A 13,757-nucleotide genomic window follows, 5' to 3' on the forward strand; every position below is an offset into this window, starting at 1 on the left:
CTGCTACGCCCGAAGAGCCGCGATCTCGTCGAATATACGCTCGGCCTGCACGAACCTTGCTTGTGCCTCCATCTTCCGATGCGCCGGGTGGCAGTCTGGGTGGAGCTTTTGTCGGTATGCGCGACGTGCTGCGTCTACCAGCCATGGCGGTGCGCCGGGGGACAGCCCAACTCGTCGGTATAGCGCCTCGGTCGCATCGGGCTGGGCAACGGGGGGAACAGAGCGAACCTGCTCGATCTCCGTTCGCAGAAGCCGCGCCTCGGCCTTGGCCTTGTTACAGGCAGCTTCCAGTGCCGTGAGATAACTGCGATCCACTGTGATGCGGTCCAGCCAAGGGAAGTTAGCTCGGTCGTTCAGGTCAAGCAGAAGGTATCCGCCGAACCCCAGCGCGAGGAGGACTACGCCGAGCACAACCCACCAGAAGACCGCTGGGAGAGACGCGATCCAACCTAGTACGAAAAGAACGAGAAGGACCTGCATCAGCGTCCCCGCCAAAGCAGAGCCGCAAGAAGATTGGTGGTGCCGACGATCTGGCCTCGCGCATCTCTCGTCAGTCGGGAGCGTTCGTCGTAGATGCCGACCACTGCCCCTTGAGCGTTGCGCGCGACAAGCCTGCGCGCGTGTCGCTGGCGTTCGATCACGCCGATGATCTTGCCGTTGGCGTCAAGAACGGTCTCACGGGCCGGTGCATGCTTGATATGAACGAGGACGGCGTCCATCAAGCCGCCTCCCTGCCGTGGACCTCTTCTTCGAGTTCGTCGAGCATCTGATCGAGGATCGCTCCGCCCGCTTCTCTTTCCGCAATAGCCCGTTCATCCCATGCTGGGCGAACGTGATGATCGAGGAGCCTATGCAGAGCCTGCTCGTCGTCAGGAGGCCGGGTCAGCGACTGATACAAGACGCCGTGCTGGTCGAGCTTCGCTTTGACGGCAGCGGCGGTTTCGGGCTTCACGCGCCGGTTTCGAACGGTCAGCAGGTCCTCGCATACCCATCGCACCTCGGTGCCGCTGCTGAGGCGCAGGAGTTCGACCACTGCCGGTTCGCCAGGGATCGTGACCTCGTAGATCAAGCACTCCCCGACGAATGAAAACGACTGGCGCTGCGAGGCGCAATTACGAAAGCGGCGGCCCAGGGAGATCAAATCGGCACCCAGCCGCAACTTCAAGTCGGGATCAGTTTTCGGGATCGGCGGCTCGAAAGGGAGCCGAACCTGACGCGCAAGCCAGCCCTCAGCCCATTCGGTCATCCGGCACCCTGTTGAGCCGACCGGAAGTTGGTCGAGGCTTTCCCGGATGAGTTCGGGCGTCGCGCCGCACAGGTCCACGATCATCTCAACGAAGCGGTTCAACGCGGCAACTTCTCTCGGATGACAGCGCTCCAGAACGCTGCGGTGCAACAGCCGTTCGTCGAGGCTGGCAGCGACGGTGACGTGCTCAGGACGAATTTGACCGGGAAGCTGCCCGAGAACTTTGGCGCGATGCCTGTGGCGCGGATCGGAGAACAGTTCGAACGCCAGCCGGTAGGTTTCAGGGCCGTAGACCGGCTGGCTTCCGAACCTGCTGAACACCCCGAGCAGCCCATCGGGGCATTCGCCGAACAGAACTTCGAGAACGCGCTTCGGCTTCAGCAGGACCAGAGCGCGGGCGACCTGCGCTAGGGGATCGAGGTGACCGACATCGGCGAGAACATCGGGAGCCTGCATCTCAATGCGGCGAAGAAAATCCTCCGGGTGATCGAGGTCTATTTCGGTAGAAAAAGCAAAAAAATTTTGGCGTCTGAGGCTATTCGTATAATATAAATGCAACAGGAAGTGGGGTAAAGACGCTTCCAGGCGAGCCGCGACGTTTAGCGCGTAGCCGCGAAATTCTCGTGGCAGGCGCGTTTGACGCTCGATCAGTCCCAATGATTGCTCCACGCTTGTTTCGATGAACAAGCATGATCAGGCAGTTCTCGATTTTGTCGATCATTTTTTGCAACCCGCCCCAGCATCCTCACCCGGCCGTTAATCTGATCCCAGCCGTCCCCGCAGTTTCGTCCACCGTCGCTTTCTGCCAGCCCTCACCGCCATGGCCATGCGGACGGTGACGATGAGGTGCGTCTGACCCGCGTCAGTGAAGATGCCAAACTGATCCAGGAAAGCGATTGCACGCGCGTCGATCACCGCGAGACGCCCGGCCTCCAGAAGATAATCCACGTGGCGAAAAGCGACATCCTGCCTGCGATCCTCGTCGAATTTGGCCGAGACGAACTCGTCCGCTCGGGCATACGCAAGCAGTGGGTAGTCGCGATCGAGAGCGAAGAGCGTTGAGCGAGGAGCCGCAGATATCGGCCATAGTCGTGGTCGAGAAATCCAAACCCAGTTTGGACGACGCGTTATGGCTTCTGCTGAGGCGCACAAACCTGATGCCGCTCATCCCAAACAATGCTGAGGATGGTACCTCAGACTGAGACCTCGCGCGCCCAGGAATGCTACGAAGGGCTGTCCTGTCGGGGTGACGTGATGGTCAAGATCACGCCTGGGAAACCGCCACGTCGCCAGTGGACGGCTTTCTCGTTTATTCCGGCGTGTCGATCTCGTGCATGATCCGATGCGTCTCTTCCAGGACCTTGATGATTTTCTGATAGTGGCGGATATCGTCCCAGGTCAGCTCACTACTTCGACGATCTTTCAACCACTTCTGTGCAGGCTGATACCCGCCCACGTAGAGGTTCCAAGCCGCTCCCGGCACGTTCGAAAAATACTGCGTGTCGTTGATCCAAACTCGCTTCGGTTCGTAACGGGGCTTTACGACGACGCTGTTTCCGCAGCCCTCGAACGGGTAGGAAGCTTTGCCGATAGCAGCATCTTCCATCAGGTGTAGCCTTCGCAGCTTCTCACCAGCAGCACTAACCGTGGCAAAATGCTTAAGGGAGGTCGGCAATGGTACGCGGGGGAAGCCTAGTTTAAGCGATTTGGAGTTCGCTTCCCGATATGAGGGCGAGTACATCGCACCGTAGACGTAGTCGAAGACCTTGACCTCGTCGCGTCGGTCGTCCCCCGTCGCTCGACGGAAATCCTCTTTGGGATTTGGCTGGACAAATGGTGCGCTCAAACCGGCCAGCTTACGGAGTTTAGCGTACAGCTTCGGCTCGAAATTGAGATGCACTTCGGTGGCCAGTTTTCCTTTGCGAGGATGCAGATAAAGGGGTGCAGTGTAATTCACCTCCTTGATGCTCAGTGAATGGTGGGTGATGGGCAGGTCGTGGACCAAGAAGTCCGCGAATTCGCGCCCGCCTTCAATCGTTCGGGTATAGGCAATGCCAAGATTGGGCCACGCCCTGAAGTCCTCCATGAAGTCGAACCGGCCCCAATCGACCATATCGGGCCGCGACAAAATCGAGCGGGTGTCGAACGGTCTATAGAGAATCGGCTTGATGTCGTTGATCCAGTCGCTCGTCTGGAGCGCCTTGCGCGCGGCCGGAAGCTTCCAACCACGCGAGTCGCCGGGAGCATACTTTCCGGCCTTCTTGCCTCCAAAGAAGCGGTTTCTTACCTCACTGTCCGTCAGTTCGGTGTCGGTGAATACATTGATCCGATTGATCAGTTCAGCCTCGTTGAGGGCGATCACGAGATGATCGCGCGCCGAAACAATCCCGGCAACATTCTCGGGCATGAGCTCGTCGATCGAGAAGCCCTTGTCGTAGTCACCGTGGTCGCTGGCTTGGCTGCGAGGTGCGAAAGGAAATTGCGGAGCCGCTGGGGCAAGCAGGTCGGCGGACAGCTCGGCGAAACTGCTGGCCCATAACGTATCATTCTTCGCTGCGCGAGAGCCCCACAAATCTCCATGGAACACCTCCGCTGGGGCCTTCGCGGCCTTGCCGATTTGCTTGCGCTTGACCGCGATGATGATCGCCACGCCTTGCATGATGTCGAACACGTTCTCGTCGGCGCTCCCGTCGGGGCTGACCTCCTTCTTGTTGGAGTTCCCGTGGAGGTCCAGGACGTGGATGCGGTCGAAGGTCCGCATCAAGTGGGCGCGCATGCCACGGAACGTGGGATTTTCAAGATAGCCGTGGTTGGTGATGAAGCCGAGGACGCCTTCGCCATTCTGGTTGATCATGTGCTCGGAGAGGCGAATGAACTTAACGTAATCGTCTTGAAGCCAGTGCTTCCGCTCGCCGAAATGAACCCCGTTGACGTACTTGTAATCCTCGATTTTATCGAGAATCCACTCACCGTTGTTGTGGCTGATCCCGCTGTAGGGCGGATTACCGATGATCACCATTATCGGCGTCTGGCGTTTGATGTCGCTGGCGGCTTTCGCCTCCTCAGCAATCGCGCGCGAGAGGCCGAACAGAGTTTGATCAACACGCTCACCTTCTTCAAGCGAGTTCGTCAGATAGACACCCAGACGCGGCGGCTTCGCCGAGGGCTGGTAGCCCAGGCCGGTGAGGATCATGTCCAACTTCATATGGCACATCGCATAGCTTGCCATCAGGAGCTCGAAGCCATGGATGCGCGGGATCAGGTCCTGCTCGACATACTTCGACCACTGTCCCGGCGCGATGCCCTGAACTCGCTCGGCCACCTGCTTGACCACCTCGGCCAAGAACGTCCCGGTTCCGGTGGCCGGATCAAGAATCTGGACCCGGTGAACCTGTTTCTTAATCGTATGCGCCTTCCCTTTCCGACCGTGCTGGCCAGTGTCCCAATCGATTGTGATCCGGCTCGTATCCGCGAGACCATCGTCCAGGCCAAACTCAGTTCTCAGAACCTCGTCCACGGCCCGGACGATGAAATTGACCACCGGCTCAGGTGTGTACCAGACGCCGCGCGCCTTCCGTTTCGCCGGGTTGTACTCGGCCAGGAAGACTTCATAGAAATGCAGGAAGGGGTCCTGCCGGGCCGATACCTTTCCGAAGCCCTTCAGCACCTTTGTCATGTTGGTTGCGGCGAATAGGTTGCATAGCTCGTCGATCACGCGGCGCAGACGTTGATCTAGCGTCGGCCCGGCGATGTAGATAAAAAGCTCCCGCAGAAACGGGTTGGATTTCGGGAGAAGCTCCAGCGCTTCGGAACGGGTGAACGAGTTCGGGGTGTCGTCGTGAAGGCGCGCTGCGAAGAGACCGTACGCGATCGTTTCCGCATAGATGTCGGCGAAGTCGGCAACGGTGATGTCGTGAATGAGGTCTGTCTTGAAAGCCTTAAGCTGACCAACCAGATCGCTTGGCGTCGCCCCTTTGGTTTCGGCTTCGAGGTCGGCCGTCAACGCACGAAACATGATGTCTTTGACGATGGCAGCTTTACCAGCCATCAGCTCGGCCAACCGTTTCGACGAGGTGATTGACAGCGGCGTCGTCGTCGCAAAGTCGCGGAGACGGTTCCAGAGCGTCTCAAAGCTCTTGGCGTAGGCGGGCAGCTTCGGGGCAAGCTCTGCGATGCTGACGAAGTCGGTCGTGACCCCGTCGCGGATGAACTCGAAGTCCAGCCCGTTCGTGTAGATCAGGTTGGGAAGGCCCTTCTTGTAACGCTCCTTTTGAGATTTGCTGTAATCGGTGGACGAGAATTTGCGGATGTCCTTGCCGATGTCCTTCGCCTCGCACCAACCGATCGCGATCTCGTTCCGATTAAAGACAAAATCAGGAGCTCCCACATCGGTCATGTGCTTCGGCTCGTTGATCACCACGAGTGCGGGATCGACCGCCCTGAACAGCTTGACCAGAGCCGGACGGAAGCTGTGCTCAGTGGTCTGGCCACTGGCGTGCAGCGAACGTATTTCGCTCAGATAAGCCTGAATGTGGATGTCCATGCACGCGCTCCCCGCTCGGGAGAGGGGTACGCGAGTATCATTGACGGTTTGTTAAGGTTACCCTGCCTCGGGAATGAAACTGTTTTGGGCCGACGGTGACCTGATCGGCACGAGCTTCAACGCGTTGAGGTCGAAGCGCTCAGGTCCCTCGTTCGAATCGTCTTCGATAACGCGCTCGAACAGATCGATGTCTCAACGCCTCCGGTTAGAACCACTGAAACTTGATTTCCATGTCCAGGCCGCCATCACTGAGGACGTGGAACACGCCATCCTTGTCGATCTCGATGCCTTCGCGATCGAGCAGCCAGGCGCGGATGTCATCGCGCTCGGCGGCTTTGGAGCGGCCCCACCTCGGTGAGACGAGTTGCTCCATCTGGACCTTCGACTTCGTTTCGAAGCGCTCCAGCTTGAACTGGTTCAGGACGATCTCCCGCCCCGCGTAGCTCTTTACGCCGAGGCTGATCGCCGCGCAGGCGATCTCGATCGGCTTCGGGATTGCTCCCTCGGACCGTTCGTGCCGCGCGATCGAGTCGCCGTGCATCCCGAGAATTTTGCCGAGTTCGGCCTGGGTCATGCCCCGGCTTTCCCGCCACGTCTTCAATTCTGCACCGTTCATGACGCTCTTCTATCCGTCATATTGTCGGGCCGTCAAGCGCATCACGCCGCGCATAGCCGACATTATGTCGGATAGAATAGTTGACAAACCGGCAATTTGCCACAATGTTCTGGCCAGGGTTGAGCTGAAGCCGACAGGGGTCGGTGGCGAGATGCGGTCAGTGGGGTTCGGTGATGAGTGAGCAGGCAAAGAAGGAAGAGCGGCTTCAGCAAATGCTGCAAGAGATCGCGGAGCGCTCGGAGGCCCGTAAGCGGGAGATCATGGGCAAGGTTGTCGCCCGTTGGCTGCGCGAGGGAGCCTGAGCGATGACGAAGATCGAATGGGCCGATAAGACCATCAACCCGATCGTCGGGTGCTCGAAGGTGAGCCGGGCGTGCGACCTTTGCTATGCGGCGGACGTGGCCTTCAACATCGAGCACGTCCTGACGAAGGATGGGAACGCCAAACCCCGAGCCAACTACGAGGGCGTCTCGCGCAAGGACAAGGACGGGCGTCCGAACTGGACCTCGCGGGTCAACTATGACCCGGCCGTCCTGCAACGGCTCTCGCCTGGGCAGGCTCCGAAGCGGTTCTTCGTGAACAGCATGTCGGATTTCTTCCACCCCAAGGTGAAGCTGGAATGGCTCCAGGAGATTTTCGCTCAATTTGCCCGGTGCCCGCAGCACACGTTCCTGGTTCTGACCAAGCGGCCGGAGAACGCCTTGAAGCTGGCCGACAAGCTGGATTGGGGGGCAAACATCTGGATGGGGTGCACCGTCGAAGATGCCAATGATGAGGTCATTAAACGCGTGGACCATCTTCGGTTCATCCCCGCTGCTCGGCGCTTCATCTCAGCGGAGCCGCTGACGGCGGATGTCGCCAGCAAGTTGGACCTCACCGGCATTGATTGGGTCATAACCGGTGGTGAGACAGCGCCGAAGAATGCCCCAAACAGCATAAAAGCCCAAGTTCGCCCGATGGACCCGGCCCATGTCCTAGCCCTGCGCGATCTTTGCGCCCGCGCCAAGGTCAAATTCTTCTTCAAGCAGTGGGGCGTCTTCGCCGAAAACGGTGTCCGTCGTGGGCGCGCCAAGCACGGCGAGGGGTTGGGCGGCAAGGTCTACCACCAGTGGCCCGAGAGCGCCGAGAAATCCGCTGACGACCTCTATGCGGTAGCTTGGAGCGAGAGCGCCGAAGGTGGCGTCAAGCTGCGGCTGGTGACCCCGAACTGGCTTGGCCACGGGACATCGAACAAGTCCTATGACGGCCGGGAGATTTCTGCGTGGATGGCCGATAACGGCGTCAAGAACCGGCTGGGCAACGCGCGGAAGGGCATGGCTTTCCTGGAGCCCAACGAGGCGTTCTTCTTCAAGATGAGGTTTGCGTGATGAGCAGCGTGTTTCTGATCCGCCTCGAAGATTGTGAGCAACTCGTCATCGAGGTTCCAGGTGCCGAAGACATCGAAAGCGAGTTCGTAGAGGGGCGTGCCTTGACCACGCTGATGATCGAACTGGGGGCGGCCATCGGCGAGCCCGAGAGCGATGAGATTATCGAGGGCGAAAGGGTGACTACCCATGACGTGGAAATCCGCGCGCGCGCGCTCCAAATCCTAGCGGAGAAGCACTTCCCGAGAGACTTTTCCGGCCCATCTCAAGTACCGAGAGCCGTCAAGGCGTTCGGCAATTGAGTGTCATGAGCCAAGGCACTCCACCGGCCCTATCACAGTCGCGAGCAGTTTTGGCTCAACAACGTGCCTGCATAGCGGCAGGTTATCGCACCTTTGTGCGAGTCAGACCGATAAATTGGGATTCCCATCCAGCCAGATATGCTGAAGTTGCCTTATGGTTCCGACATCGTGGCGGACTGCATGACATCGGAATCAGCGGCCTCAAACCTCATCACGGAGCCGTCGCCATGCGGTGGTTCGAATGGCATGGTCGCTATGCTGAGCATTGCTATGCTTTTGCTGAGGAGGGGCTCGCGTTCGAATTTAAGCTCTTTTACGCGTGATCGTGCTTCGAACGACGAGCGGCGAATTACCTGCACGGCAGCCAACCATTTTTCGCCGAGGTAGGGGCGACCTAACCGTAGCCACTTGAGCCTTCCCCCGCCCATTCCGACGCTCGCTGCCTCCTGCTCTAAAAACCCCGTCTCCACCTGTTCGCTGACCGTCGTCGCAACCCCTTGCAAACATGGGCCTGACGACGCTCACCGACCGCGCCGAAGACCGTAGCTGAAACCATCTGTCTTTGATTGATTGGGAGACGATCCGTGAGACGGTCGGGGCATAAAGCGCGTCGCCCTCTATGCCATGGGCTAGACAGAACCAAGACCAAAATCGACAGCAGCAATTTCATCCGCGACCGTGGCGCGAATCTGCTCTGCACCGTCAAAATAAAGCTGGTCAGGCGGGTATTTGAGGCGGCTATCGCAGAGGAGAGAATCCGAACCCGGTCTGACGGACAGCGCTCTCACACGGGTCCGTGATTCTGCGGCAGGTGGACGAGCGTCTGGAGAGTAGTGTCTAAAGGGTGTCGCTAAGCGACTAAACTCCAGGGAATTACCCCAATGAAATCAGTGATGGCGCGCCCGAAAGGATTCGAACCTCTGACCCTCAGATTCGTAGTCTGATGCTCTATCCAGCTGAGCTACGGGCGCGTATCGCGGCAGGCAGCGCAGGGCGTGCCGAAGCGATGGCGCGGAGATAGCCGCTCTGGCGCGGCTTGGCAACCCTGAAATGATGCCGGCTCGCAAGCTTTCGCGCGCAAGCCGTCGCGGGCCGCCTCGCGCGCCTCAGAAATTCACCTTGTCGGCGCCCTTCAGCTGCAGCGCCGCCCGCGCATCCGCGGGGGTCGCGACCTCCAGCCCCAGCCCCTCGATGATCTGGCGCGCGGCGCGGACCTGATCGGCATTGGACCTCGCCAACTGGCCCGGGCCGAGCCAGAGCGAATCCTCGAGGCCGACGCGCAGATTGCCGCCCATCGACACGGCCATCGCCGCGATCGGCAATTGGTGGCGGCCGGCGCCCAGCACCGACCATTGATACTGGTCGCCGAAGAGCCGGTCGGCCGTGCGCTTCATATGGATCACATCCTCGGGATGCGGGCCGATGCCGCCGAGGATGCCGAAGACCGACTGCACGAAGAAGGGCGGCTTCACCAGCCCGCGATCGACGAAATGCGCCAGGGTGTAGAGATGGCCGATATCGTAGCATTCGATCTCGAAGCGCGTGTTGTTCTCGGCGCAGGTGGTGAGGATGTTCTCGATGTCCTGGAAGGTGTTCTTGAAGATGCGGTCCTTCGAGCCTTCGAGATAGGGCCGCTCCCAATCATGCCGGAACTCCTTGAAGCGGGAGAGCATGGGGTAGAGGCCGAAATTCATCGAGCCCATGTTTAGGGAGGCAACCTCCGGCTTGAAATGGGCGCAGGGCTGCAGCCGCTCCTCGACGCCCATCGTGGGGGCGCCGCCGGTGGTGATGTTGATGACGCAGTCGCTGCGCTGCTTGATCACCTTCAGGAAGGGCTCGAAGGCCTCCGGCGACTGGTCGGGCCGGCCGGTGACGGGATCGCGGGCATGGACATGGACCAGCGCCGCGCCGGCCTCGGCGGCGCCGACGGCGGCATCGATGATCTCGTCCGCCGTCACCGGCAGATGTGGCGACATCGAGGGGGTGTGGATTGCGCCCGTCACCGCGCAGGTGATGATGACTTTGCGGTTCTTCGCCATGCGAATTCCTTCCGTTCCTGAAAATCGGCCCCTGCCAGCCTAGTCCGGCTTGCGCGCGGCCCCGCGCTTATGGGCCTGCAGCGCCGCCAGGCGGCCGTCGCGCCAGTCGCTGAGCCGCTTCACCCGCTCGACCGATTGCGTACCCGGCCATTCGCTCATCACCGTCGCGACGGTCGCCTCGCCGAAGGGGTCGCCGCTCTGGCTGTCGGCGACCATCCGGGTGAGCGAGGCGCCATAGCGCCGGCAGTAATCGGGGATGCCGCCGGGGGCGTTGAGCTCGATCGTCTCGAACGGCCCCATGAAGGACCAGCGCAGGCCGAGCCCGTCCCGGATCGTCTTGTCGACATCCTCGGCGCTGGCGACGCCTTCGCCGACCAGACGGAAGGCCTCGGCCAGCAGCACCGCCTGCAGCCGGTTGAGCACGAAGCCGGGCTTTTCCTTGCGCAGCACGATCGGCACCTGCCCCGCCTGCTCATAGATCGCCCGGGCCCGTGCCACCACCTCCGGATCGGTCCAGGGCGCGGGAGCGAGTTCGACGATCGGCACGAGATGCGGCGGGTTGACGGGGTGGGCGACGAGGCAGCGGGCGCGGCCCTCGAGCGGCTCGCTGAAGACCGAGGCCATGATGAAGGAGGTGGAGGAGGCGAGGATAGTCTCCGGCGGGCACAACGCGTCCATCGCGGCAAAGAGCGCCTGCTTGGCCTCGACGGTTTCCGGCCCGTTCTCCTGCACGAGATCGGCGCCGGCCAGCGCATCCTCCAGGCTCGCCGCGACGCGGATCCGGGCATGGGCGCCGGCCGGATCCCGCACCAGCCCGTGGCCGGCGAGCTCGGCGAGGTTCGTGCCGATATGCGCATGCGCCGCCTGCGCCGCGCCCTCCGCGACGTCGTATAGCGCGACCTCACAGCCATGGCTGGCGAAGATCGTGGCCCAGGCGCGGCCGATCAGGCCGGCGCCGACGATGGCGATGGTGGTCATGCGGTAGGGTCCTCGGTCGGTCGTCGATCGGCAAAGCGGAGGTAGCCGCGCAGCCTGGCACGGCAGGGTGCGGCTGCCCATCTTCTCGCCCGGCTGCGCCAGGGAGGAGAGAGGGACGGTCCCGTCACGGCCGGTCCCGTCACAGCCACAGCACCTGCCGCCGCAGCGCCAGATCCTCGCTCAGCGCGCGCGAGGGCCCGGTATGGACGACTTCGCCGCGCTCCAGCACCACGGTCCGGTCGGACAAGGCCAGCGCCAGATCGAGATGATGATCGACGATGATGATCGCGATCTCCTGGCGCAGCCGGTCGAAGGCCTCGAACAGCTCCTCGACGACGGCCGGGGCCAGCCCTTCGAAAGGCTCGTCCAGCAGCAGGACGCGCGTATCGCCGGACAGGGCGCGGGCGACGGCGACCATCTGCTGCTCGCCGCCGGAGAGGTAATCGGCCGGGGAGCGCCAGCGCTGCTTGATCCGCGGGAAGAAGCTGAAGATCTTCTCCTCGTCCCAGCTCACGCCATTGCCGGTCATCCGCTTCAGGCGGCCGAGCTCCATATTGTCCTTGACGCTCATGCCGGCGAACAGGCCGCGCCCCTGCGGGACATAGGCGATGCCGGCGCGGGCGATGAAAGCGGGTGGCCTGCGGGCAATCTCCTCGCCGGCCAAGGTGATGCTGCCGGCCGCGGGCGGGGCGATGCCGGTGATCGTCTTGAGCAGGGTCGATTTGCCGGCGCCGTTGCGCCCGAGCAGGGCGAGGATCTCGTTGTCGTGCAGGTCGAAGCCGACGCCGCGCAGGATGTGGCTCTTGCCATAGAAGGTGTCGACGCCGGAGAGGCCGAGCAGCACGCTGTCGCGCGCCGCCGTGGGGCGCGGCTTCTCGGCCAGGGCATGGGCGCCGGAGCCGATATAGACCTCCTGCACGCGCCGGCTGGAGCGGGCATCCTCGACCGTGCCATCGACCAGGACGCTGCCCTCGTTCATCACGGTGACATGGTCCGCGATCTGGAAGACGCGGTCGATGTCATGCTCGACGAGGAGGACGGGCAGGTCGGCGGAGATCGACTTGATCAGATTGCCGACGCGCTCGCGCTCGGCGGCGGCGAGCCCGGCCAGCGGCTCGTCCAGCAGCAGCACGCGCGGGCTGGTCGCCAGAGCGAGCGACATGTCGAGCAGGCGCTGCCCGCCATAGCTGAGCGAGCCCGCCTCCGCCGTCTCGATGCCGCGCAGGCCCATCGTCTCGATGACCGACTGCGTCTGCCGGTTGACCGTCTCGAGCGAGGCGGCGCTGCGCCAGGGCGCGAAGCGCTCGGACGCGCGGGCCTGGACGGCGAGCCGGACATTCTCGGCGACGGAGAGGGTGGGGAAGAGGTTGGTGATCTGGAAGGCGCGGCCGATGCCCGCCTGGGCGATCGCCTCCGGCGCCAGGCCGCCGATCTGGCGGTCCCGGAGATGGACCGTGCCCCGGTCGGGCGGGAACAGGCCGGAAATCAGATTGAAGGCCGTGGTCTTGCCGGCGCCGTTGGGGCCGATCAGCGCATGCAGGCTCCTGTCGCGCATGGCGATGTCGACGCCTTCGACCGCCTTGATGCCGCCGAACTGCTTGGCGAGGCCTCTGGCCTGCAGGATCGGGCCCTCGATGCTGTCGGCCGGCTTCATGAACTCCGGCAGGGTCACCGCGCCGGCCTGCCGGCCGGCCATCGCGGCGTCCCCGGCAGGGTGCTTGCGGAAGGGCCGCAGCAAACGCTCGCCGACGCCGACCAGCCCGGTCGGCGAGAAGACGATGAAGGCGACGAAGAGCAGGCCGAACCAGAACAGCCAGTTCGGCGTCAGGCTGGAGAGATAGTCGCGGAAGATCACGAAGAACAGCGCGCCGAGGGCCGGCCCGAGGAAGGAGCGCATGCCGCCGATCACCACCATCGCCAGCAGCTCGCCCGAGAAGGCGACGGAGATCGGCTCCGCCGAGGTCATGCGGTTGTTGAACAGCAGCAGGGTGCCGGCCAGGCCGGTCAGCGCCGCGGAGATGGTGAAGGCGACGAGCTTGTAGCGATCCGTGGCATAGCCGAGGAAGCGCGCCCGCTGCTCGTTCTCGCGGATCGCCACCAGCACCGTGCCGATCGGCGAGCGGTGGAAGCGCCAGAGCCCGTAGACGACCGCCATGCCGATGCAGGCGACGAGGATGTAGAAGCGCGAGGCCTGTTCGAAATCGATGCCCAGGAACAGCGGGCGGGTGATGCCGCCGAGCCCGTCCTCGCCGCCGGTCACCGTCGTCCAGCGGAAGGCGACGGAATAGGTCATGGCGGCGAGCGCCAGGGTCAGCAGCGAGAAATACACGCCCTTGCGGCGCAGGATCAGCGCGCCGAAGCTGAGCGCGAGCAGCGCGACGAACAGCACGGCGAGCAGGATCGGCAGCAGGAACTGCCCGGGAAACCAGTGCCGCTGCATCAGCCCGGCCGCATAGGCGGCGAGCCCGAACCAGGCGCCATGGCCGAAGGAGACGAGGCCGGTGGTGCCGACCAGCACGTTCAGCGCCAGGCAGGCCATGGCGAAGACGACGATCTCGGTCGCGGAGGTGGTGCCGAGCCCGATGAGCTGCATCAGGCTGGGCAGGAGGACGAGGCCGGCGGCGGCGATGAGGAGCGGCGCGTAATCGCGCTGGAGCGGGGTCATCTCA

At 62.5% G+C, this 13,757-nt stretch carries 12 protein-coding genes and 1 tRNA gene; 4 read left to right on the forward strand and 9 right to left on the reverse strand.

Annotated elements, in window-relative coordinates; genetic code table 11:
* Window positions 1-3 precede the first annotated feature (3 nt).
* Genes ASG72_RS18590 through ASG72_RS20910 form a run of 3 tightly spaced genes read right to left on the reverse strand, consistent with a single transcriptional unit; the run spans window position 4 to window position 1,933 of the window.
* The gene (locus ASG72_RS18590) at window positions 4-480 is read right to left on the reverse strand and encodes a hypothetical protein (protein WP_156396057.1); all 477 of its coding nucleotides are present in this window, start codon (window positions 478-480) and stop codon (window positions 4-6) included.
* Window positions 480-719: a hypothetical protein gene (locus ASG72_RS18595; protein ID WP_056715782.1), complete on the reverse strand. Its 240-nt coding sequence runs from the start codon at window positions 717-719 to the stop codon at window positions 480-482. Before ASG72_RS18595 ends, ASG72_RS18590 begins: the two co-directional genes overlap by 1 nt.
* Window positions 719-1,933: a hypothetical protein gene (locus tag ASG72_RS20910; protein WP_156396058.1), complete on the reverse strand. Its 1,215-nt coding sequence runs from the start codon at window positions 1,931-1,933 to the stop codon at window positions 719-721. Before ASG72_RS20910 ends, ASG72_RS18595 begins: the two co-directional genes overlap by 1 nt.
* 159 nt (window positions 1,934-2,092) lie before the next feature.
* On the opposite strand from ASG72_RS20910, the gene ASG72_RS18610 reads away from it, so the two are divergent.
* Window positions 2,093-2,308: a PhoH family protein gene (locus ASG72_RS18610; RefSeq protein ID WP_056715789.1), complete on the forward strand. Its 216-nt coding sequence runs from the start codon at window positions 2,093-2,095 to the stop codon at window positions 2,306-2,308.
* Between the two features lie 247 nt (window positions 2,309-2,555).
* On the opposite strand, the gene ASG72_RS18615 is transcribed toward ASG72_RS18610, so the two are convergent.
* Together ASG72_RS18615 and ASG72_RS18620 are read right to left on the reverse strand one after the other, a co-directional pair.
* On the reverse strand, window positions 2,556-5,789 hold the full coding sequence (locus tag ASG72_RS18615) for a type ISP restriction/modification enzyme (RefSeq protein ID WP_056715794.1): 3,234 nt from the start codon (window positions 5,787-5,789) through the stop codon (window positions 2,556-2,558).
* 205 nt (window positions 5,790-5,994) lie between these two features.
* Window positions 5,995-6,405: a helix-turn-helix transcriptional regulator gene (locus ASG72_RS18620; protein WP_348271608.1), complete on the reverse strand. Its 411-nt coding sequence runs from the start codon at window positions 6,403-6,405 to the stop codon at window positions 5,995-5,997.
* A gap of 173 nt (window positions 6,406-6,578) precedes the next feature.
* Between ASG72_RS18620 and ASG72_RS21430 the strand changes: the two genes are divergently transcribed.
* From ASG72_RS21430 to ASG72_RS18630, 3 genes are read left to right on the forward strand one after another with little or no spacing between them, the layout of a single operon-like run.
* Window positions 6,579-6,707, forward strand: coding sequence for a hypothetical protein (locus ASG72_RS21430; RefSeq protein ID WP_280137762.1), 129 nt, complete (start codon window positions 6,579-6,581; stop codon window positions 6,705-6,707).
* 3 nt (window positions 6,708-6,710) lie between these two features.
* Window positions 6,711-7,772 carry a DUF5131 family protein gene (locus ASG72_RS18625; protein WP_056715801.1) on the forward strand — a complete coding sequence of 354 codons (1,062 nt, stop codon included), beginning with the start codon at window positions 6,711-6,713 and terminating at the stop codon, window positions 7,770-7,772.
* The gene (locus tag ASG72_RS18630) at window positions 7,772-8,071 is read left to right on the forward strand and encodes a hypothetical protein (RefSeq protein ID WP_056715804.1); all 300 of its coding nucleotides are present in this window, start codon (window positions 7,772-7,774) and stop codon (window positions 8,069-8,071) included. The genes ASG72_RS18625 and ASG72_RS18630 overlap by 1 nt, the downstream gene beginning before the upstream one ends.
* An 894-nt stretch (window positions 8,072-8,965) precedes the next feature.
* Here the strand turns inward: ASG72_RS18630 and ASG72_RS18640 are convergent.
* From ASG72_RS18640 to ASG72_RS18655, 4 genes are all read right to left on the reverse strand, one after another.
* Window positions 8,966-9,042, reverse strand: a tRNA-Arg gene (locus ASG72_RS18640).
* A 135-nt stretch (window positions 9,043-9,177) separates the two neighbouring features.
* Window positions 9,178-10,110, reverse strand: a complete 933-nt coding sequence (locus ASG72_RS18645) for a 3-keto-5-aminohexanoate cleavage protein (RefSeq protein ID WP_056715808.1) — start codon at window positions 10,108-10,110, stop codon at window positions 9,178-9,180.
* 39 nt (window positions 10,111-10,149) lie between these two features.
* Window positions 10,150-11,088, reverse strand: a complete 939-nt coding sequence (locus ASG72_RS18650; protein WP_056715811.1) for a 3-hydroxyacyl-CoA dehydrogenase — start codon at window positions 11,086-11,088, stop codon at window positions 10,150-10,152.
* A 139-nt stretch (window positions 11,089-11,227) separates the two neighbouring features.
* Window positions 11,228-13,753, reverse strand: a complete 2,526-nt coding sequence (locus ASG72_RS18655) for a branched-chain amino acid ABC transporter ATP-binding protein/permease (RefSeq protein WP_056715816.1) — start codon at window positions 13,751-13,753, stop codon at window positions 11,228-11,230.
* Between the last annotated feature and the right edge of the window lie 4 nt (window positions 13,754-13,757).

Source organism: Allobosea sp. Leaf344, from assembly GCF_001426225.1.
In the GTDB taxonomy this organism is placed as follows: Bacteria; Pseudomonadota; Alphaproteobacteria; order Rhizobiales; family Beijerinckiaceae; genus Allobosea.

Coding starts and splice junctions, on each gene's coding strand:
- ASG72_RS18590 (WP_156396057.1), bottom strand. CDS start 480: ATGCAGGTCCTTCTCGTTCTTTTCGTACTAGGTTGGATCGCGTCTCTC.
- ASG72_RS18595 (WP_056715782.1), bottom strand. CDS start 719: ATGGACGCCGTCCTCGTTCATATCAAGCATGCACCGGCCCGTGAGACC.
- ASG72_RS18615 (WP_056715794.1), bottom strand. CDS start 5,789: ATGGACATCCACATTCAGGCTTATCTGAGCGAAATACGTTCGCTGCAC.
- ASG72_RS18620 (WP_348271608.1), bottom strand. CDS start 6,405: ATGAACGGTGCAGAATTGAAGACGTGGCGGGAAAGCCGGGGCATGACC.
- ASG72_RS21430 (WP_280137762.1), top strand. CDS start 6,579: ATGAGTGAGCAGGCAAAGAAGGAAGAGCGGCTTCAGCAAATGCTGCAA.
- ASG72_RS18625 (WP_056715801.1), top strand. CDS start 6,711: ATGACGAAGATCGAATGGGCCGATAAGACCATCAACCCGATCGTCGGG.
- ASG72_RS18630 (WP_056715804.1), top strand. CDS start 7,772: ATGAGCAGCGTGTTTCTGATCCGCCTCGAAGATTGTGAGCAACTCGTC.
- ASG72_RS18645 (WP_056715808.1), bottom strand. CDS start 10,110: ATGGCGAAGAACCGCAAAGTCATCATCACCTGCGCGGTGACGGGCGCA.
- ASG72_RS18650 (WP_056715811.1), bottom strand. CDS start 11,088: ATGACCACCATCGCCATCGTCGGCGCCGGCCTGATCGGCCGCGCCTGG.
- ASG72_RS18655 (WP_056715816.1), bottom strand. CDS start 13,753: ATGACCCCGCTCCAGCGCGATTACGCGCCGCTCCTCATCGCCGCCGCC.